Source organism: Photobacterium sanguinicancri, assembly GCF_002265265.1.
In the GTDB taxonomy this organism is placed as follows: Bacteria; Pseudomonadota; Gammaproteobacteria; order Enterobacterales; family Vibrionaceae; genus Photobacterium; species Photobacterium sanguinicancri.
On the sequence record NZ_NOIF01000083.1, the window covers coordinates 1 to 19,681 of the forward strand.

Here is a 19,681-nt window from a genome sequence, read left to right on the forward strand (position 1 = left end):
CTCCCCTTGCAAGACTTGAACTTGCGACATACGGATTAACAGTCCGCCGTTCTACCAACTGAACTAAAGGGGAATTGCTATCGTTGCTTGCACCATTTTTAACTACTAAAGAGAAGTAATGGTGCCTCGAGGCGGAATCGAACCACCGACACGAGGATTTTCAATCCTCTGCTCTACCGACTGAGCTATCGAGGCAACGGAGCGCTATTAAACGGGTTTTGGGCGTTGTCGTCAACCATTTTTTTTAGATAAAACAGTAAATCGGCCTGCTTGCTGGAATTTTACACATAGGGGTGGAAGGATCGCACATTTAAGGCAGTAGAAACCCCAAAATTGGAGTGGGGTGAGGTAAAACGATGTTTTTGGGTCTGAGGGATTTTGCCGCTGATTTGTCGTAGATCTTCTGTCGCGCCACTTTAAGGAAGTGGCGCGAGGTGAATAAGTAAACAGCTAGCTAGATCTTGCCTTGATTAAACTCTTTTTGGAAAGTCGTTACCTTTTGTAAGTAACGTCGAGCTTCCGCTTTCGGGTGTTTATTGGTTAATGCCCAATACACTTGGTTGGGTTTCAAGTTATTGAGATCATTCATCGCGCGTTTACGATCATTTCGATTGAACGTATTGAGTACGCCACCAGTCCCGCCGTTATAAGCAGAAATCATGCTGTAATGCAGTGAAGTCGGGTGTTTTACATCCCTTAAATAACGGTTTTTTAAAATGTAAAAATATGCGGTTCCGGTATCAATATTTTTGACTGGGTCAAAGAGGTACTCGGGCGAGGGGACGCCTGATTTCTTTTTTACCAACTTAAAAACATCAGCCCCTGCGGTTTTGGGCACCACTTGCATTAGACCATAGGCATTAGCGTGGCTTACGGCATAAGGGTTGAAGCTGCTTTCTGTTTTGATGATCGCGTAAATCAAATCTTCATTAATGCCATAACGTTTTGATGCGTCGCGCACGATGCTAGCGTATTTATAACCCCGCTTATCAACGTGATCGGACACCATTGGGATTTCCACGTAATACGCTTGTTGAAAACGGACTTTGCGCTTTTTGATTTTATTTTTGACTAAGTAGTCGGCAAAGCGATTAGCACGCCACGACCATTCAACGGGTTTTTTATCTTGATCTAATACTTGACCAAACAGGAAGGGTTTACCCCCGACTTGAATTTTTTGATCCGAGTAAAGATCGACCCCAGCGGGATCATCGGGAGTTAGAAGGGTTGTTACAATGGCGGCTTTTAAGTGTTTTTCTGGTTCTGTTTTTGCCACGGTTCCAATAACGACAACGCCTCGGTCGAAATCAACGTGGGCACGGCTTTGATAACCATCGGTGTATTTTACGTAGTGGTGCTTGCTGGCAATCATGCCTTCATTGCCCCAATAGCGTTCGACTTCACCATTAAATGAATTAATCAGTTTATCTAATGCCACTAAATCTTTGGTGAATTGGCCTGGAAGCGGTGCAAGGTTATTGGCGAAACGGTTTGTCGTACTGTAGTCAACGTCGTAAATTTTTTCAATAAATTCACGGCTACAACCATTTAATAGAGCTAAGGACAACAATAAGAGAGCGCGTTTTTTCATAACACCGACAGATAAAAAAATGACATCATTTATGTAGCGGCAAATGATGTCATTTTCTGAACGTTACGGTAAGCCTTTTTCACCGAAATGATGACAAACCGTGACGTTCAGTAACTATATCGACAAAGATACAGTGCAATTACTCACTCGGCGGTGTGTAACCGTCGATGATCACGTCTTGACCTTCAAACAGGAATTTAACCATCTCTGTTTCAAGCAATTTACGGTGTTCGACATCCATCATGTTGAGCTTTTTCTCATTGATCAGCATGGTTTGTTTTCCTTGCCATTCAGTCCAAGCTTCTTTAGAAATGTTGTCGAAAATGCGTTTACCAAGTTCACCTGGGTAAAGTTGGAAATCTAAACCTTCCGCATCTTTTTTAAGGCGAGTACAAAATACAGTACGGCTCATTGAGCGGCTCCTTCAGTCATAACCTACTTACGTACGCAGCTAGTTATACCAGAGTGTCGCGACGGCTGCCAGAACTCCCATGCGTATCACAAAGCCATTAATTTTCTAGGGTTAACCGTTCACCAGCTGATAGTGCAAACTCTCTAAAATTTGCTGAACGGGGGCGGCTAAGCCAATTTTTGCAGGTTGACGTAAGTTATACCATTGGCCGTTTTCTCGTATTTCATGTGGTAGCTTGTCTAATGTGAAATGTACCGGTGTAATGTCGAGGTGATAATGGCTGAATGTATGACGAAAAGCGGTAAGCTGCTCTTTCGCGACCACTCTGGATTGATCCGTGAGCCGCTGTTCAATGATGTCTGTGAGTTGATCGTTATCGTGCTGAGGGAAACACCATAATCCGCCCCAAATACCGGTTTGTGGCCGCTGTTCCAGCCAAACTTCATCGCCATGCTGCAAAATTACAAACCATGTTTGTTTTTCAGGCATCGTTTTCTTTGGCTTTTTACCTGGGAACTCGGCTTGGCGCCCTTGCGCTTTAGCTTGGCAAATATCATTGACTGGGCACAATTCACACTTAGGTTTGCTTCGGGTGCAAATCATTGCCCCCATATCCATCATGGCTTGGTTGTAACGTTCTACGCCGTCAGCGGGCGTATTGGTTTCTGCTATTTCCCACAGTGCGTTTTCTACGTTTTTTTTCCCCGGCCAGCCTTCGACGGCATAGCAACGCGAAAGGGTACGTTTGACGTTACCATCTAAAATTGGGTGATGCTGCTTGAGTGACAGTGATAGAACCGCACCTGCGGTTGAGCGGCCAATGCCAGACAAGGCTTGTACTTGGTCGATATCTGAAGGGAAGATACCGCCATGTTCGTTCACTATGCATTGCGCCGCTTTGTGTAGGTTGCGAGCCCGTGCGTAGTAGCCGAGTCCTGTCCACAAGTGAAGCACTTCATCTTGCTCTGCTGCTGCCAGATCTTGCACAGTTGGAAAGCGTGCCAAGAAGCGTTCGAAATAGGGGATGACGGTTGCAACTTGAGTTTGTTGTAACATGATCTCGCTTAACCATACTTTATACGGCGTTTTTTCTAATTGCCAAGGCAAGGTTTTGCGGCCAAATTTATCGTACCAAGCTAAAATAGCGTGGGAGAAGGCATTACTAACAGGATTGCTCACAGGACTCTACTTAGGCGCATTGGTAGCACGCTCTTTAATGTGTTTGTTATTGTGTATAGCGACTCTATATTCGAGGTGGATTGCACCATAAAGTCAGCATTCTCGCAATGAAAGTCAGGGCTGTCGTAATGAACCGTCGGTGGATTGATTAGGGCGGTATCTGCTCGGTTAATGTTTTTTTTTGTAGTTGATGGTATAAGCAGGGTGCTGAATTCGACATCAGACTTGCACTTATCCCATAACTTTGGATAATGCCGTCGCTTAGTTTTTATTCTTTTCTAGTTTAGGAAACCCCCCATGAGTGAAGTTACAAAGAAGTCTGGCGACGTTACGCTGACTGAATTTACTGAAGACGGTAAGCTGGTTCGTAAGATCCGTAGCTTCGTTCGTCGTGAAGGTCGTTTAACCAAAGGCCAAGAAATGGCAATGGATAAACACTGGCCGACTATGGGTGTGGATTTCGTTAAAGAAAACCTAAACTGGGCTGAAGAATACAACCGTGAAGCACCTGTTGTGCTTGAGATTGGTTTTGGTATGGGCGCTTCGCTAGTAGAAATGGCGAAAAACGCACCTGAGAAAAACTTTATCGGTATTGAAGTACATAGTCCTGGTGTTGGCGCATGTTTAATGGCGGCAGGTGAAGCTGAACTGACTAACCTTCGTGTTATGTGTCACGATGGCGTGGAAGTGTTTGATTACATGATCCCAGACGGTAGCTTAGATACCGTTCAACTGTTCTTCCCTGACCCATGGCATAAAGCGCGTCATCACAAACGTCGCATCGTTCAGCCAGAATTCGTTGAAATGCTACGTAAGAAGCTTAAAATCGGTGGTGTATTCCACATGGCGACAGACTGGGAAAACTATGCAGAGCACATGGTTGAAGTGATGAATGCAGCCCCTGGCTACAAAAACACGGCAACAGATGGCGACTATATTCCTCGTCCAGAAGATCGCCCATTAACTAAATTCGAAGCACGTGGTCACCGTTTAGGTCACGGCGTGTGGGACATGAAATTCGCGCGTACTGAGTAATTCGTAACGTAAAAATGTACTGAATTTACAGTCACCGTAAATTAAAAAGCCAACCTAGTGTTGGCTTTTTTGCCCTTGGAGTTGAAGAAATGAAACCAACAGAAGAGTTACTCGCTGGTATTTTGGATGAAGTCAGGCCCTTAATTGGTAAGGGAAAAGTGGCTGATTATATTCCTGCCTTAGCCGAAGTTTCGCCGAACAAACTTGGCATCGCTGTGTGTTACAACGATGGTGAGATTATTCAAGCGGGCGACAGTAACGAATGTTTTTCTATTCAATCGATTTCCAAGGTGCTGAGTCTGACATTGGCGATGACCTTGTACGAGCCAGAAGAAATCTGGCAACGAGTAGGAAAAGAACCATCGGGTCATGCTTTTAACTCAATGATCCAGCTGGAAATGGAAAACGGTATTCCGCGTAATCCTTTTATTAATGCGGGGGCGTTAGTGGTATCAGATTTACTGCATAGCCGCTTGTCTGCTCCACAATATCGAATGCTGGAACAAGTGCGTGAACTGGCTTGTAACCCACACCTTATTTACGATAAAGCGGTAGCGAGTTCAGAAATGCAACACAGCGATCGTAATGCATCCATTGCCTATTTAATGCGTTCGTTCGGTAACTTTGAAAATGAAGTGATGCCAGTTCTAACTAACTATTTTAGCTACTGTTCGCTGCGGATGAGCTGCGTTGATTTGGCGCGTACCTTTAGCTATTTAGCAAATAAGGGACTTCCTTTAGGCGCAAAAAAAACCATTATCAGCCAAACTCAGAGTAAGCAAATGAATGCATTGCTTGCGACCTGTGGTTTATACGATGGCGCTGGCGAGTTTGCTTACCGTGTTGGTATGCCGGGCAAATCTGGTGTTGGTGGCGGTATTGTTGCGATTGTGCCGGGTGAAATGACTATCTGTGTATGGTCGCCAGAATTGGATCCTTCCGGTAATTCATTAGCAGGTACGGCAGCACTGGAGTTACTTGCAGATCGTATTGGCCGTTCAATTTTTTAGGGTGATTTTGGTATAGTCCGTCGCCCTTTGCCGTTTAAAGGGGATGAGATGACAGGACTGAAGAGAACACTGAGCAGAAAACGAATAACGATCTTTCGTGCATTCGCTCGCATGATATCTGCGGCACTGGTTGTGGTGGGGATGTTAGGTGCCTCTGTTGCACTGGCATGTGAGCCAATATGGCACAATCAAGTGTCGGTTGAACAAGGTACGCTTTCATTGAATGATGGGCAGCATGCGTTTACTGTTAATGCTGAAGGTAAGCTCTATTTTGGTGTGCATCGCGTGGCATTAAGCGCGGAACAGCAGCAGGTTTTATCGGACTATCATCAGTTGATGCTTGCGGATTTAGCGCAATTATTTCCGATAAGTGATGAGGCCGAAGTCAGCGATGAACTGTGTCAAAAAGTAGCGGCACGCCAGCAAAAAGAACAGCAAATTCAATCGACTATTCCAGCACTAAAAGCATGGCGTACAGTGACACTATAAGTTTTAGCCAGCCCTAAGTTATTGCAGAAGTGTCGGATAGATAAAATAAAAAACGCGAATGTGGTGAGCATTCGCGTTTTTTGTTTTTAAGCTAAAACGGGATGTTATTCGTCGTCTTCAGCGACAAAAGCGGCCAGTAAATCGTTTAAAAATAGTTTTCCGTGCTCGGTGATCTGCCACTGCTCGCCTTGATCTTGCAGGAAGTTTTGCTCGATCGCCCAATCCATTGTCGGTGCGATAGTACTTAATGGTAAGCCGGTACGATCAATAAAATCTTGCTTTGGACAGGCTTCTAGTAAGCGGAAGCGGTTCATGAAGAATTCAAACGGACGATCTTCAATCGTCACTTCTGTTGTTTGATCTAGATACGGTTTCGCGGGGTTCAAATAGCCACGAGGATGTTTTACTTTGACGGTACGAACAATACGTCCATCGGCAAAACTGACTTTACCATGCGATCCACAACCTATGCCAAGGTAGTCACCAAAACGCCAGTAGTTAAGGTTATGACGACACTGATAGCCCGGTTTGCTATAGCCAGAAATCTCGTACTGTACATAACCCGCTTCAGATAATAGCTGGTGGCCTTGCTCGAAAATATCCCACAAATTATCGTCATCAGGCAGCGTTGGCGGCTTTGAATAGAACAAGGTGTTGGGTTCAATGGTGAGCTGGTACCAAGATAAGTGCGGTGGATTTTGAGCGATGGCTTGCTGGAGATCCGACATCGCATCATCCAGTGACTGATCCGGTAAGCCGTGCATTAAATCGAGGTTAAAGCTGTTTAAGCCAGCATTGGTGGCCAGTAGTGCCGCTTTTTTTGCTTCGTCACTGCCGTGAATGCGACCTAAGCGGGTTAGCTTGTCATCTTGGAAACTTTGTACCCCGATAGAAATGCGGTTAACACCGACTTGGCGATAGGCGTCGAAACGCCCTGCTTCTACTGTGCCAGGGTTGGCTTCCATGGTGATTTCAATATCGTCACTAAATGGAATACGCGCTTGGATCCCGGCGATGAGTCGGCCAATTTCTGGAGGTGAGATCAAGCTTGGCGTGCCACCACCAATAAATATTGAGTGAAGCGGTCGCGCACGATCATCAAGCTGATAAGCGGCTAAATCGATATCAAGATCGTCGAGCAACGCATCAATGTAGTCGAGCTCGGGAATATCCGCTTTTAAGGCGTGCGAGTTGAAGTCGCAGTAGGGACATTTCTGAACACACCAAGGGATATGAACGTATAAGCTAAGCGGTGGTACTTGCATTAGGCTTCCTTTAGCGCAGCAAAGAGTTTTTGCAGTGCTTTACCACGGTGCGACAGTTGTTTCTTACGTACAGGCTCTAGCTGTGCTGATGCGCATTGATCTTCTGGTACCCAGAATACAGGATCGTAGCCGAAGCCATTGTCACCGTGGGTTTCGGTCAGGATGCTGCCTTCCCAGCTACCGTGGCATACCAAAGGGGTTGGATCGTTTTCATGGCGCATCATTACCAGCACACAATGGAAGCGTGCAGTGCGTTGTTCTGCTGGTGCATCTTTCATCGCCTCAAGTAGTTTCTCGATGTTCTGCTGATCGCTTGCACCTTCGCCAGCGTAACGCGCGGAATAAATACCTGGTGCGCCTTTAAGGAAATCAACCTCTAAACCTGAGTCATCCGCGATAGCAGGTAAGCCCGTTTCTTTAGCGGCATGACGCGCTTTGATAATGGCATTTTCAATGAAAGTGGTGCCAGTTTCTGCCACTTCAGAGACGTTGTAATCACTTTGTGCAACCACATCAAAACCGAAATCGGCCAGAATATTAGCCATCTCTTTCACTTTGCCTTGGTTGCCTGTTGCTAGTACAAGTTTGCTCATTACTTTTCCTCTGAAATGCAGTCATTGTATCTGGGGCGCATCATACCCCATTCAATCTACTGGTTCAGTAGATTGCGGATCTGATTATTTGAGCAGAAAAGAAAAAGGCGTCTAAGAGTAACTTTAGACGCCTGATATTACTGATTTAACTTGAGTCTTAATCGACAAAGAAAGTTTGTTTAAAGTTGATGGTGCCATTGGTACCATTTTGGCTTACATCGATATTAAACTTTAAGCTTTCCTCATTAGCATGGCTAATTTCTGCAATGTAATAAATGGCTTTGCCTTCACGGACTTCGCGAAAAGATAAGCGCTTTTCATTACCCAGTAAATTCCGTGCCGTACCTGACAGTACCGCCGCCACTGCGGGTTTTCCTTGCTGGCTTTTATCCAGTACGGTGACATTGACGACCGCAGAATAGCGGCTACGTTGGATACGGTAGGTACTGGCCACTTCTGGCGTTAGGAAGGTCGACGGGAAGCTAGAATAGTGTACTTCTAGCTCACCAATATTCTTAAGTTGCTCGGCTTGGGCTGGTAAGGCGCTGAATAAAAGCGCAGACAGTAAAAAAAACATATTTTTCATGACATTATCCTTTTGTTACTCACTTACGTTTTATTCGTCGTTAATTAATAAGACCTTGGCGGTGTTATTTAATTACTCCAAGCATTAAGTGGGTAATACAGCGACTCCCCTAAGTATAGAGGAGCCAGCTGATCCTTATGTTAAGCAGTCACGCGCATTACGATGAAAGGTTGCGGCTACTGTTCGTCTATTCGAGCAGTGGAACAACGCTGTCAGGTAGGTTTTTCGGGCTTTCAATGCGTACTTGCTTATGACGCCCTTGCATACCTTTTTCAATACACACTTGCCCTTTAGCCACTTTAAATTGTTTGGCTAGATATTTGGCAAGGTGGGCGTTGGCTTTACCGTCGACTGGTGGCGCGGTAATGGCGATTTTTAGTTCATCGCCATGTAAACCAACGATTTGATCGCGACTGGCTTTCGGCTGTATATACAGCCGAATAATAAGATCATCACCAGCACGAGCAACTGCGGGTTGGCTCATAGTTGGAACCAGACTGGGCCTATTAAGTCACCCATTAGGAAGTTGGCGAACTGCAAGCCGATAAACAGCACAAGAACACTTAAATCCAATCCGCCCATTTGTGGCAAGATGCGGCGAATAGGGGCCGTTAGTGGTTCGGTTAGCTGATGCATAACGTATTCAATAGGGCTACGGCCTTGGCTAACCCAGCTAAGGATCGCACGGATCAGAAGTACCCAGAACAGTAATCCACCCGCTGCTTTTAGCATTGCCAGCGCACCGACCCATAAGAAGTCAGGGCTGAACATCATGTTTCCGCCGCTCACAACCATTTGTAGTGACAGGAACTTCACAACGCTTAGTACGTACGCCAGTAATAAGGTCGCTAAATCTAGCGAGCCGATTGATGGAATAATACGGCGTAGCGGTGCCACGATAGGTTGGGTTGCTTTAATCACAAATTGCGAAAAAGGATTATAGAAATCCGCTCGTGACCACTGTAACCAGACACGCAGTAATACGACCATGATGTAGAGGTCAAATACCGTATTTAATAAAAAAGCCATTGCATTCATATAGTAACCTTAAAAAAGTTTTTCCATTTCTTCAGCGCGAGAGACCGCAGCACGCATTGCTTTGGCTACTGTATCACTCAGCTGATGTTCGTTAAATGTGCGAAGCGCTTCCGCCGTTGTACCACCTTTGGATGTCACTTGTTCGCGCAGGGTTGAAAGTTCGAGATCAGGGTTGGCTTGGACCATACCTGCTGCCCCCAATGCGGATTGTTGCACTAACAAACGGGCAGTATCTGCATCAAAGCCTTGTTTGATCGCTTCTGCTTGCATGGCTTCCATGAATAAGAAGAAATACGCAGGTGCACTGCCTGCCGCGGCGATCACAGCATTAATGCCAGACTCTTGTTCGACCCAGCATACTTCACCGACAGCTTGCATTAGTTGCTCGGCAAAGGTTTTATCTTGCTGACCAACAATTTCAGATGCGTATAAGCCGCTCATTCCTTTCCCGATTAAAGAGGGGGTATTGGGCATTACACGTACGAGCTTTAGTTCGCAAGCCAGCATTTCATTTAATCGCTGTGCTGAAATACCCGCCGCAATTGAAATCACCAGTTTGTTGTCGAAGTTAATACCTTGCAGTTTTTCACACACACAAGCCATTAACTGAGGCTTAACCGCTAATACAATAACATCGGCATGCTCGGCGGCACGCACGTTATCGTCATCGGTGTGAATGCCGTATTGGCGAGCAAGCGGTTCACGACGTTCTGCACTCGGCGCTGTGGCTGTGATGAGGTTCGCGTTGTAACCGCTAGTCACTAACCCTGCAATAATTGAGTGGGCCATGTTGCCTGCACCAATAAAGGTGATTGAGCGTTGTTCCATTGAATAAGGCTCCTTGCCTGTTAAACCTTACCCTTTTAGTTATGGGGGTAAGAAATCATATTTTCTAGAGCAAATGCTATTAACACATACTCGATGGTGGCGGACTAGGCTTTATTGCTGTAATCACGAGCACCAAAAATTGCGGTACCGATACGAACAATGGTACTGCCAGCAGCAATGGCTGCATCCATATCACCACTCATTCCCATTGAAAGGGTATCGAGTTGGGGGTGATCGGATTGGAGTGCCGCCATGGCATCAGACAATGATTGAAAAGCGGCAAGTTGACTGTCGTAGTCGTGCGCTTTTTCAGGGATTGACATTAAACCGCGTAATACCACATTGGGCATGGTAGCAATATCAGCGGCTACGCTAGGTAGCTCATCAAAGGTTAAGCCTGATTTACTGGCTTCACCGCTGGTGTTGACCTGTAATAGTACGTTGAGCGGTCGGCATTCACTTGGGCGTTGATCGCTAAGCCGACGGGCAATCTTGGCCCGATCAATTGAATGCACCCAATCAAAGTGTTCTGCAATAGGGCGAGTTTTATTCGACTGAATGGGGCCGATAAAATGCCAGTCTAAAGCCTCGGCATAAGGTGTTGCACGAAAGTGTTGCACTTTCTCGACACCTTCCTGCACATAGTTTTCACCAAATGCGCGATGGCCTGCCGCTATCGCGTCATCGATAGCAGCAATAGGTTTTGTTTTACTCACCGCCAACAGTTGCACTGAATCGGCGTTTCGGCCGCATTTTTCAGCTGCTGCAGCGATCTGAGTGATGACCTGTTCAATATTTTGCTTGATACTACTCATAATTGATTCTGTGGGGAAAATTAATGGATATCACCGAACTACTGGACTTTAGTGTAAAGCATAATGCCTCTGATCTGCATCTTTCTGCAGGGGTTCCACCAATTATTCGTGTTGATGGTGATGTACGTAAACTGAGTTTACCTGCTTTAGCGCATAGCGAAGTGCATCGCTTAGTTTTTGATATTATGAATGATGCTCAGCGTCGAGAGTATGAAGAAAAGCTCGAAGTGGACTTTTCGTTCGAATTACCTGATGTGGGTCGCTTTAGGGTGAATGCGTTTCACCAGTCTCGTGGTAGTGCTGCTGTTTTTCGTACCATACCTATGCATGTGCCAACGTTGGAATCACTCAGTGTTCCTGACATTTTCTATGATATTGCCCAGCTACCCCGTGGATTAGTGTTAGTGACGGGGGCGACAGGATCGGGTAAATCAACCACGATTGCAGCTTTAGTGGATTACATTAACGAAAACTACAACCGTCATATTCTAACGATCGAAGACCCAGTTGAATTTGTTCATCACAGCAAACGTAGTTTGATTAATCAGCGTGAAGTGCACCGTGATACCCACAGTTTTCAAGCAGCACTACGTTCATCGCTGCGTGAAGATCCCGATGTTATCTTAGTGGGTGAGTTACGCGATCAAGAAACAATCAGCTTGGCACTGACAGCGGCAGAAACGGGTCACCTTGTATTAGGAACTTTGCATACCAGTTCGGCGGCTAAAACTATCGACAGGATTATCGATGTTTTCCCTGGTAATGATAAATCCATGGTGCGCTCGATGTTATCGGAATCATTGCGGGCGGTAATTTCACAAAGCCTGCTGAAATGTACCAGTGGTGGGCGTGTTGCATCACATGAAATTATGATGGCGACCCCAGCCATTCGAAATTTAATTCGTGAAGATAAAGTGGCGCAAATGTATTCGATGATTCAAACCGGCTCGGCAGTCGGTATGCAGACCATGGAGCAGAGTATCAAAATGCTAGTGGCGCAAGGAACGGTCGAAGCGGAAGAAGGCCGACGTATCCTCGACAGTGCCGCAAACCGAATGTAGGAGCGGGTGATGATTTTACAAGACATTCTTAATCAGATGGTGGCGAGTAAAGCCTCGGATCTTTACATCACGGTTGATTCACCGTGTTTGTTAAAGATTGATGGTCAGTTGCAAGCTGTGGGTGAAAGGCTGGATCGTGCAGGTGTTGATGCTTTTTTTGCTGAAGCGCTGGATCCTAAATTAACCCACGAATTTGAGACCACCCGTGAAGCCAATTTTGCGTTAGTGCGTGATGAACTTCGGTTTCGTGTCAGTGCTTTTTGGCAGCGTGAGTTGCCGGGCATGGTGGTGCGACGTATTGAAACTCAGATCCCTAAGTTGGATGAGTTATCACTGCCGATTGATATGGAGCGGATGGCGCTGGCAAAACGTGGTTTGGTCCTTGTTGTTGGTGCAACGGGATCGGGTAAATCGACGTCGATGGCGGCTTTGACTGGATTTCGCAATCGACAGCGTAGTGGTCATATCTTAACGGTAGAAGATCCGATTGAGTTTGTTCACCAACACGACAAGTGCATAGTGACCCAACGTGAAGTCGGACTGGATACCGAGAGCTACGAAGTTGCATTGAAAAACTCACTGCGCCAAGCGCCCGATATGATTTTGATTGGTGAAATTCGTACGCCTGAAACCATGGAATACGCGATGAACTTTGCCGAAACGGGCCACTTATGTATGGCAACCCTACACGCCAATAATGCCAACCAAGCGCTTGAGCGTATTTTGCATTTGGTGCCGAAAGAGCGCCGTGATCAGTTTTTGTTTGATCTGTCACTGAACCTTAAATGTGTATTGGCACAGCAGTTGATCCCCGATGCGCATGGGGTAGGTCGACACGCGGCCTTTGAGTTGTTGATCAATACACCGCGAGTTGCCGATCTGATCCGACGCGGAGAATTACACGAGATCAAAGACACGATGGCTAAAGGGACTGACTCGGGAATGATGACGTTTGATCAGTCACTGTTCGAGTTGTTTAATGGTGGGAAGATCACCGAGCAAGATGCTCTACACCATGCGGATTCTGCCAATGATTTACGCTTAATGATCAAAAAAGGCGATAAGTTTCAGCAAGGCAATAGCAGCTTAGAAGGGGTGACCGTTAGCTTTGATTAAGATGACCCCACCATTAGTAATATGATGATCGAATAGCTTTAGGGTTATCATGATCTAAAAGTGACTAAAACCAAACGATAGTATTAAGCCTCTATTTTATAGAGGCTTTTTTATATTCGCGGATCACAGTGATCAGCGATATGAGCTTTTGAGTATATGTAGTCTAAAAGCTGTACAAGCTGATCAACCCTTACGCGTAGCGGATCGAGCGGGATCGATAAAAGAAGAAAGATAAGCTGTGCAGTGATTGGCTGGATAAAAGACAAAAAGCTGATCTTTTATCGTTATTGTTCCAACGTAAGGTTTCTAGCGTGCAACAAAAACGGCGCGACAGATAACTGTTCGCGCCGTTTTAAGTCTTTACTGGGTGCTCTTATTCACCGTATTGGCGTTCGAACCAACTTTCCAAAATCACTACGGCTGATTGGGAGTCAACATTGCCTTTACTGAGTGAGCGGTAGCCACCTTGGTTGAATAAATCGGACTTAGCTTCCACTGTCGTGAGGCGTTCGTCGTGTAGTTCAACCTGGTAGCCAAAACGGCCATGGAGGCGGTTCGCGAATTTTTTTGCGCGAGGTGTAATCGCTGGCAATTCATTACCTTCTAAATCAAGCGGTAGACCTACCACGATTAAGTCCGGTTGCCATTCTTTTAGTAGTTTTTCGATGTCATCCCAATTAGGCACACCATCACGTGCCTTAAATGCACTTAATGGACTAGCTGTACCAGTTAGCTCTTGGCCAATGGCAGTACCTATGCTGGTGGTTCCATAGTCAAACGCTAATACACTTCGTGAATTGCTCATGCATGTCCTTTATCAATAGAAAGATTTGCGGCATTGATACCCAGTTTCGCCACGGCTTTGTGCCAGCGTTCGTTGATCGGAGTATCGAATAGTATAGCGGGATCCGCTTCAATGGTTAGCCAATGGTTATCCACTAACTCTTGTTCAAGTTGTCCGGCATCCCAGCCTGCATAGCCTAAAGCGACGAGGAATTTTTCAGGTGAGTCATCGGATCCTAAAATTGCCAAGATATCTTTAGAGGTGGTGACACTCAGCGTTGGTGTAACCTGAATGCTCGAACTAAACACACCACTATGGTTATGCAGAACAAATCCTCGATCACTTGAGACTGGACCGCCATTCAAAACGGGCTGATCTAAATGCTGTGCCTGAGTCACAGGTAAACTGCGCTCAAGGTCGAGTTGTTCCAGCATGTTATTTAATGAAATGTCGATAGGTACGTTAACTACAACGCCCATCGCCCCCTCATCATTATGCTCACACACATAAACCACACTACGCTTGAAGCTGGAATCTTGTAAGGACGGCATCGCAATCAAAAAATGATTTGTCAGATCCATCATTGGTTGTACCTCATTGCGTATCTAAAGAGAGGGGGTTAGTGATAAGTATGCCGAGGAATGGCGAAACTGTCGATATATCATCAAGATTAAACGTAAAACTGAGCATAAAAAAACGCCCACCAGCTAAGCTGATAGGCGTATTAAATTTAGAGGTGCAGACAATTATGCGTGAGCGTTTACACGGCGCTCAATAGCATCCATCAACTTACCTGTGATTGAAATATCGAAAGCCGCTTCGATTTCACGGATACAGGTTGGGCTAGTAACGTTGATTTCTGTTAGCTTGTCGCCAATGACATCAAGGCCAACAAAAATCAGACCTTTTTCTTTTAGTACTGGGGCGACAGTTTCTGCTATTTTACGGTCTGTTTCACTGATAGGACGTGCTTCGCCACGGCCACCAGCTGCCAAGTTACCGCGAGTTTCACCTTTGGCTGGAATACGCGCTAGGCAATATGGCATTGGTTCACCATCCACTACTAAGATACGCTTATCACCGTTGCTGATATCAGGTACAAACGTTTGTGCCATACAGTAGTTTTCACCCATCGCCGTTAACGTTTCGATGATCACTGAAACGTTTGGATCGCCTTTCATTACACGGAAGATAGACGAGCCACCCATGCCATCAAGGGGTTTTAGGATCACATCACTATGTTCTTGGTGGAAAGCTTTCAGCTTATCTGCACGGCGTGTTACTAAGGTCGTTGGCGTCAGTTCAGGGAACCAAGCGGTGAACAGTTTTTCGTTACAGTCACGTAGGCTTTGTGGTTTGTTGACGATCAGTGCACCTTCGTTTTCTGCGCGTTCAAGAATATAAGTCGCGTAGATGTACTCAGTGTCAAACGGCGGATCTTTACGCATTAATACAGCATCAAGATCAGACAGGGCGATTTCTTGCTCGCTTTGGAATTCAAACCAGCCGTTTGGATCTTCTTGTAGCGTTACAACGCGAGTGCGGGCAACCGCTTTACCTTGTTCTAGCGATAGGTCATTCATTTCCATGTAATGAATTTCCCAACCACGGCGCTGAGCTTCCATCATCATGGCAAAGCTGGAGTCTTTTTTAATGTTGATAGACTCGATAGGGTCCATCACGATACCCAGTTTGATCATTGCTGTTATCCTCTTGTTAGCCCAGATCGCCGAAGCGAACTTGTAATGCAGTAATAGCTGTCATTGCTGTTGTCTCGGTACGTAGTACGCGAGGACCTAACAATACTTCATCAAAAGTATATTGTTCGGTCATTGAAATTTCATCGGCAGATAAGCCGCCTTCAGGGCCAATCAGTAATTTCACTTTGGTCACTGGTTCTGGCAGAGTATTAATCGAATAAGTTGCACGTGGGTGCAGATTCAGTTTCAAGCCGTCGTACGCTTCGGCACACCAGTCTTCTAATTTCATCACTGGGCGAATTTCTGGTACGACATTACGGCCGCACTGTTCGCAGGCTGCAATCACAATCTTTTGCCATTGATCGAGCTTTTTCTCAAAACGTTCAGCATTAAGTTTAACGCCACAACGCTCTGAAATCAGTGGGGTAATGGTTCTAACACCTAGCTCTACTGATTTTTGAATGGTGAATTCCATTTTTTCACCACGAGAGATCACTTGTCCAAGATGAATATCTAGCGGCGATTCGACGCTGTTTTCATTACGAGCTTGGATTTCAACCTCAACATTCTTTTTGGTTGCGGCAGTGATCACGGCTGGGAACTCGGCATCGCTGCCGTCAAACATCAGCACTTCTTGACCTGGCTGCATACGCATTACGCGGCCGACATGGTTGGCTGCATCATCACAAAGCATCACTTTTCCTTGGGATGGTAGTGACTCTGGGTGGTAAATACGTGGAATTCTCATGGTTAGGTCGATAACTCAATAGTAAATAAATTGGCAAGCAGAATACTAACATGGATACGCGCAAGGTGAATTACAAGAGGGCGATTGTGTTTATCGCCCTTTTATTCAGGATAATGCCCCGAGGTATCCAGTTTGCTGCGGGAAGGTTATAGCTTAGCTTGGTTACAGGCTTCTAAAACAAACGGGTTGTTAGTGCCTTGTGTTTTCTTAATGCGGCGGTCACGTTCACACTCCCATTGGTCAACAGGGTATTGGCGATTCCATGCTTCCATTAGCTGGCGCTGTTGGCGTGATAGGTTTAACTCGCGGTATTCTTGTGCCATGTAGAGGTAAATACGAGAAATCGCACCGCGAGAAGCTACAGGTGGATCGACGCGTTTATTTTTGAAATCGACCTTCATGTCACATTGACCATAGAAAGCGCCCTGATTGCCATTCCACGGTAGGAATTGATAGTTGGAGCGGTCGCCATTCACTTCACCAATCGCTGGCGTTAGGTTGTGTAAATCGGATTCCATTACTTTAAAGCGTTTGTCTTTACGGCAGTTTTTTCGGCCGCCGTCTTGCCAGCATTGCAGCTGGTGACCAAATTGCCACGCAGGGACAACGTGTTCCCACTCAATACGACTGGCGCGTTTAAGCTGTTTACGCACTTGGTAGCCGCAATTATCAAGATCTGGGATCCCTTTTTTGCCTTTCCATTCAATATCACAGCCGCAATAAAAACTAACTGTATGATCTTTATAGATTTTTATAGCTTGTTTTTTAGCATTAGAAAATGAGGTTGGGTGTTTACCTTCAGCATGGCTCGCTGTTGGTAATAGCAGCAGGCCGAGTAGGGCTAAGTATGCGCGTTTCATGGGTCGTTTTAGCTCGCAATAGGTTTGATAGGTTTATCAATATTTTACTATTTTAGAACCATATCACGCCATGATGTACCAATAACTTACGCGATTACATAATGCTGAGAGGGGGAGTATGAGCTATTTGGAGTGACGCCGCCGATATTAAGCGCACAGCGTGAGTGGTTGGCGGCACTGTCGGCAGTGGTAACTGGCTTGCCCGCGTGCCACTTTATTGTGACGGCGTACAGTGAGTTGATGCTGGCTACATTGGCATTGATAGGGGAACGTTTTGCCTTGAACTGAGCTGACATCAAAACTGTGAGTGGTGCGTGCCGGGATACCAAAGACTTGGGTCATGATGGTTTGCCACTCTTTGCCATGCGGGCGAACGCGACCAAAAAGCTTAAATGTGATCAAGTGCGCCACTTCGTGTGGAACCACTTCATTCAGAAATGCTTGTGGATTTTCTTCGAGTAATACGGGGTTAAAACGAACTTCCCAGCCTTGTAAGCGTGCGCTACCTGCGATTCTTCCTCGTTGGGTAAAGTTGATGGTTGGAATGACAAAGCGTTTTTGCAGGCGTTGGTTTGCATGAAAAATACAGTGTTCAACTTTAGCGATAACTTGAGATTGAAGTGAGGACATGGGTAACTTGAATGGCTGGTGGAGTGGGCAGTATAAATAGTTTCAGTAATCGCGACAATAATCGCCATTTTATCTCACGCTTTTTTGGTAAGAGTGAAGAGGGGATTTTAAGCTGGCAATAAAAAAGGAAGCCGAGGCTTCCTTTTTTTCTATCAAAATGCAGTTGGCTGAGTGCCAAAGCGAGCTTATTTGATATTGGCGAAATCGCGTAGGATTGCAGCTTTGTCAGTTGCTTCCCATGGGAATTCCTCACGACCAAAGTGGCCGTATGCCGCCGTCTTTTGGTAGATAGGCTGAAGTAGGTTCAGCATTTCTTGTAGACCGTATGGGCGTAGGTCGAAGTTCTGACGAACCGCTTCAATGATGATGTCGTGAGATACTTTTTCAGTACCAAACGTTTCCACCATGATAGATGTTGGATCTGCAACACCGATAGCGTAAGAAAGTTGGATTTCACAACGATCAGCTAGACCTGCAGCAACAATGTTTTTCGCAACGTAACGTGCTGCGTAAGCTGCTGAACGGTCAACTTTTGATGGATCTTTACCAGAGAATGCACCACCACCGTGACGTGCAGCACCACCGTAGGTATCAACGATAATCTTACGACCCGTTAGACCACAGTCACCCATTGGACCACCGATAACAAAACGGCCGGTTGGGTTGATGAAGAAGTTAGTGTCTTTGCTGATCCATTCTGCAGGCAGTACTGGCTTGATGATTTCTTCCATTACGGCTTCACGTAGTTCAGGTGTTGTTACTGAATCACAGTGTTGCGTTGAAAGAACAACGGCATCGATACCAACAATTTTACCTTGGTCGTATTGGAAGGTAACTTGTGATTTCGCATCTGGACGAAGGAAATCTAGTTTACCACTTTTACGTACTTCAGCTTGTTTCTTAACAAGTAAGTGAGAGTAAGTAATTGGCGCAGGCATTAGGATGTCAGTTTCGTTAGTTGCGTAACCGAACATAATACCTTGGTCACCAGCACCCTGTTCTCTAGGGTCTTCTTTATCAACACCTTGGTTGATGTCTGGTGATTGCTTACCGATGGTGTTCAGAACAGCACAAGAATTAGCATCGAAGCCCATGTCTGAATGAACGTAACCAATTTCACGAACAGTTTCACGTGTGATTTCTTCGATATCAACCCAAGCTGAAGTCGTGATTTCACCGCCAACCATTACCATGCCGGTTTTTACGTAAGTCTCACAAGCAACACGTGCTTTTGGGTCTTGCTCTAGGATTGCATCCAATACTGCATCAGAAATTTGGTCTGCAATTTTATCTGGATGACCTTCAGATACGGACTCAGAAGTAAACAGGTGTTTTGCCATGAGAACTCTCACTTTTAAGTATTCATTGAATTAATATAAGTAGCACTTTTATGCGGGCTAGGTGCCGTTCTATTCACACGTATGTACGTTCGTATGTATAGAGCTACTTCCGTCTAGACGGCTATAATACGCAAGTGAGAGTGAAAATCAACAGTACTTATTTTGTGGTTTATAAATATTGATGACGCAAACGTTTACTTTAACTGTGCGAAATCTCTGCGTTTTTGTGGCATGGAGCCAGCAGCTTATTGAAAACAGACTTATTTTGTTCAGGAAATCGTTTGCAGTAAGGGCAAATACTTTGCGACAATACCCGCCCGCCGATTCCTGGTTAATTTGCTGCGCCTTATGATAGGTATTTTAAGACAAGCAAATAACCATATTACAACAGTCTACGAACCTCTGGAGCAGACATGTCTTCTCGTAACCTTCTTTCAAAGAAAGAGCTGGCTAATGCAATTCGTGCCCTAAGCATGGATGGTGTACAACAAGCAAACTCAGGCCACCCTGGTGCACCTATGGGTATGGCTGATATCGCTGAAGTACTGTGGCGTGACCACATGAACCACAACCCACAAAACCCTGAGTGGGCTGATCGCGA

Annotated in this window: 23 protein-coding genes and 2 tRNA genes; 6 read left to right on the forward strand and 19 right to left on the reverse strand. The window is 45.6% G+C overall.

Translation table 11 applies throughout. From position 1 onward, the window contains the following. The 5 genes from ASV53_RS13415 to mutY all read right to left on the reverse strand — a co-directional run bounded on the left by ASV53_RS13415 (window position 1) and on the right by mutY (window position 3,182). Window positions 1-73 (reverse strand) — tRNA-Asn (locus tag ASV53_RS13415). Window positions 74-119: 46 nt separating this feature from the next. Beyond that, window positions 120-195, reverse strand: a tRNA-Phe gene (locus tag ASV53_RS13420). A gap of 259 nt (window positions 196-454) precedes the next feature. Next, window positions 455-1,591 carry a membrane-bound lytic murein transglycosylase MltC gene (gene mltC / locus ASV53_RS13425; RefSeq protein WP_189337875.1) on the reverse strand — a complete coding sequence of 379 codons (1,137 nt, stop codon included), beginning with the start codon at window positions 1,589-1,591 and terminating at the stop codon, window positions 455-457. A 139-nt stretch (window positions 1,592-1,730) separates the two neighbouring features. After that, window positions 1,731-2,003: an oxidative damage protection protein gene (locus tag ASV53_RS13430; RefSeq protein WP_062689529.1), complete on the reverse strand. Its 273-nt coding sequence runs from the start codon at window positions 2,001-2,003 to the stop codon at window positions 1,731-1,733. A 111-nt stretch (window positions 2,004-2,114) separates the two neighbouring features. Then, a complete protein-coding gene (mutY, locus tag ASV53_RS13435; protein ID WP_094957439.1) occupies window positions 2,115-3,182 on the reverse strand; it encodes an A/G-specific adenine glycosylase in 1,068 nt (355 codons plus the stop codon). 297 nt (window positions 3,183-3,479) lie between these two features. Here mutY and trmB point away from each other — a divergent pair, with 297 nt between their 5' ends. The 3 genes from trmB (at window position 3,480) to ASV53_RS13450 (ending at window position 5,716) form a co-directional block, all read left to right on the forward strand. Then, the gene (gene trmB, locus ASV53_RS13440; RefSeq protein ID WP_062689531.1) at window positions 3,480-4,217 is read left to right on the forward strand and encodes a tRNA (guanosine(46)-N7)-methyltransferase TrmB; all 738 of its coding nucleotides are present in this window, start codon (window positions 3,480-3,482) and stop codon (window positions 4,215-4,217) included. A gap of 89 nt (window positions 4,218-4,306) precedes the next feature. Further along, complete coding sequence (gene glsB / locus ASV53_RS13445; RefSeq protein ID WP_094957440.1) at window positions 4,307-5,227, forward strand: glutaminase B; 921 nt, start codon at window positions 4,307-4,309, stop codon at window positions 5,225-5,227. Between the two features lie 48 nt (window positions 5,228-5,275). Then, window positions 5,276-5,716 carry a hypothetical protein gene (locus tag ASV53_RS13450; RefSeq protein WP_141226246.1) on the forward strand — a complete coding sequence of 147 codons (441 nt, stop codon included), beginning with the start codon at window positions 5,276-5,278 and terminating at the stop codon, window positions 5,714-5,716. A 104-nt stretch (window positions 5,717-5,820) separates the two neighbouring features. Here the strand turns inward: ASV53_RS13450 and hemW are convergent, their stop codons facing one another. The 7 genes from hemW to ASV53_RS13485 form a co-directional block, all read right to left on the reverse strand. Next, window positions 5,821-6,981, reverse strand: a complete 1,161-nt coding sequence (gene hemW, locus ASV53_RS13455) for a radical SAM family heme chaperone HemW (RefSeq protein ID WP_094957442.1) — start codon at window positions 6,979-6,981, stop codon at window positions 5,821-5,823. Then, entirely contained in the window at window positions 6,981-7,574 is a 594-nt protein-coding gene (locus tag ASV53_RS13460; RefSeq protein WP_094957443.1) for an XTP/dITP diphosphatase, read from the reverse strand. Before ASV53_RS13460 ends, hemW begins: the two co-directional genes overlap by 1 nt. A 157-nt stretch (window positions 7,575-7,731) precedes the next feature. Beyond that, entirely contained in the window at window positions 7,732-8,160 is a 429-nt protein-coding gene (locus ASV53_RS13465) for a DUF4426 domain-containing protein (RefSeq protein ID WP_094957444.1), read from the reverse strand. 187 nt (window positions 8,161-8,347) lie between these two features. After that, window positions 8,348-8,644 (reverse strand): DUF167 family protein YggU, encoded by a 297-nt coding sequence (gene yggU / locus ASV53_RS13470; RefSeq protein ID WP_094957445.1) that lies wholly within the window; start codon window positions 8,642-8,644, stop codon window positions 8,348-8,350. Then, window positions 8,641-9,198, reverse strand: a complete 558-nt coding sequence (locus tag ASV53_RS13475; RefSeq protein WP_094957446.1) for a YggT family protein — start codon at window positions 9,196-9,198, stop codon at window positions 8,641-8,643. The genes yggU and ASV53_RS13475 overlap by 4 nt, the downstream gene beginning before the upstream one ends. Window positions 9,199-9,207: 9 nt before the next feature. After that, window positions 9,208-10,026 (reverse strand): pyrroline-5-carboxylate reductase, encoded by an 819-nt coding sequence (gene proC / locus ASV53_RS13480; RefSeq protein WP_094957447.1) that lies wholly within the window; start codon window positions 10,024-10,026, stop codon window positions 9,208-9,210. A 104-nt stretch (window positions 10,027-10,130) separates the two neighbouring features. Then, on the reverse strand, window positions 10,131-10,841 hold the full coding sequence (locus ASV53_RS13485) for a YggS family pyridoxal phosphate-dependent enzyme (RefSeq protein WP_094957448.1): 711 nt from the start codon (window positions 10,839-10,841) through the stop codon (window positions 10,131-10,133). Between the two features lie 23 nt (window positions 10,842-10,864). Between ASV53_RS13485 and ASV53_RS13490 the strand changes: the two genes are divergently transcribed. Both ASV53_RS13490 and ASV53_RS13495 read left to right on the forward strand, forming a co-directional pair. Further along, the gene (locus tag ASV53_RS13490) at window positions 10,865-11,902 is read left to right on the forward strand and encodes a type IV pilus twitching motility protein PilT (protein WP_062689549.1); all 1,038 of its coding nucleotides are present in this window, start codon (window positions 10,865-10,867) and stop codon (window positions 11,900-11,902) included. Window positions 11,903-11,911: 9 nt separating this feature from the next. Then, a complete protein-coding gene (locus tag ASV53_RS13495) occupies window positions 11,912-13,018 on the forward strand; it encodes a PilT/PilU family type 4a pilus ATPase (RefSeq protein ID WP_094957449.1) in 1,107 nt (368 codons plus the stop codon). 373 nt (window positions 13,019-13,391) lie between these two features. On the opposite strand, the gene ruvX is transcribed toward ASV53_RS13495, so the two are convergent. The 7 genes from ruvX to metK all read right to left on the reverse strand — a co-directional run bounded on the left by ruvX (window position 13,392) and on the right by metK (window position 19,080). Continuing rightward, window positions 13,392-13,823 carry a Holliday junction resolvase RuvX gene (gene ruvX / locus ASV53_RS13500; RefSeq protein ID WP_062689551.1) on the reverse strand — a complete coding sequence of 144 codons (432 nt, stop codon included), beginning with the start codon at window positions 13,821-13,823 and terminating at the stop codon, window positions 13,392-13,394. Continuing rightward, complete coding sequence (locus ASV53_RS13505; RefSeq protein WP_094957453.1) at window positions 13,820-14,383, reverse strand: YqgE/AlgH family protein; 564 nt, start codon at window positions 14,381-14,383, stop codon at window positions 13,820-13,822. Before ASV53_RS13505 ends, ruvX begins: the two co-directional genes overlap by 4 nt. 165 nt (window positions 14,384-14,548) lie before the next feature. After that, window positions 14,549-15,502 (reverse strand): glutathione synthase, encoded by a 954-nt coding sequence (gshB, locus tag ASV53_RS13510; RefSeq protein ID WP_094957450.1) that lies wholly within the window; start codon window positions 15,500-15,502, stop codon window positions 14,549-14,551. A 16-nt stretch (window positions 15,503-15,518) separates the two neighbouring features. Continuing rightward, entirely contained in the window at window positions 15,519-16,250 is a 732-nt protein-coding gene (rsmE, locus tag ASV53_RS13515) for a 16S rRNA (uracil(1498)-N(3))-methyltransferase (protein ID WP_094957451.1), read from the reverse strand. A 146-nt stretch (window positions 16,251-16,396) separates the two neighbouring features. Beyond that, a complete protein-coding gene (locus tag ASV53_RS13520) occupies window positions 16,397-17,110 on the reverse strand; it encodes an endonuclease (protein WP_094957452.1) in 714 nt (237 codons plus the stop codon). A 147-nt stretch (window positions 17,111-17,257) separates the two neighbouring features. Continuing rightward, entirely contained in the window at window positions 17,258-17,740 is a 483-nt protein-coding gene (locus ASV53_RS13525; RefSeq protein ID WP_062689557.1) for a SprT family zinc-dependent metalloprotease, read from the reverse strand. A 185-nt stretch (window positions 17,741-17,925) separates the two neighbouring features. Further along, window positions 17,926-19,080, reverse strand: a complete 1,155-nt coding sequence (metK, locus tag ASV53_RS13530) for a methionine adenosyltransferase (RefSeq protein ID WP_062689559.1) — start codon at window positions 19,078-19,080, stop codon at window positions 17,926-17,928. 413 nt (window positions 19,081-19,493) lie between these two features. On the opposite strand from metK, the gene ASV53_RS13535 reads away from it, so the two are divergent. Beyond that, on the forward strand, window positions 19,494-19,681 hold a 188-nt coding region (locus ASV53_RS13535; protein ID WP_141226247.1), incomplete at its 3' end, for a thiamine pyrophosphate-binding protein.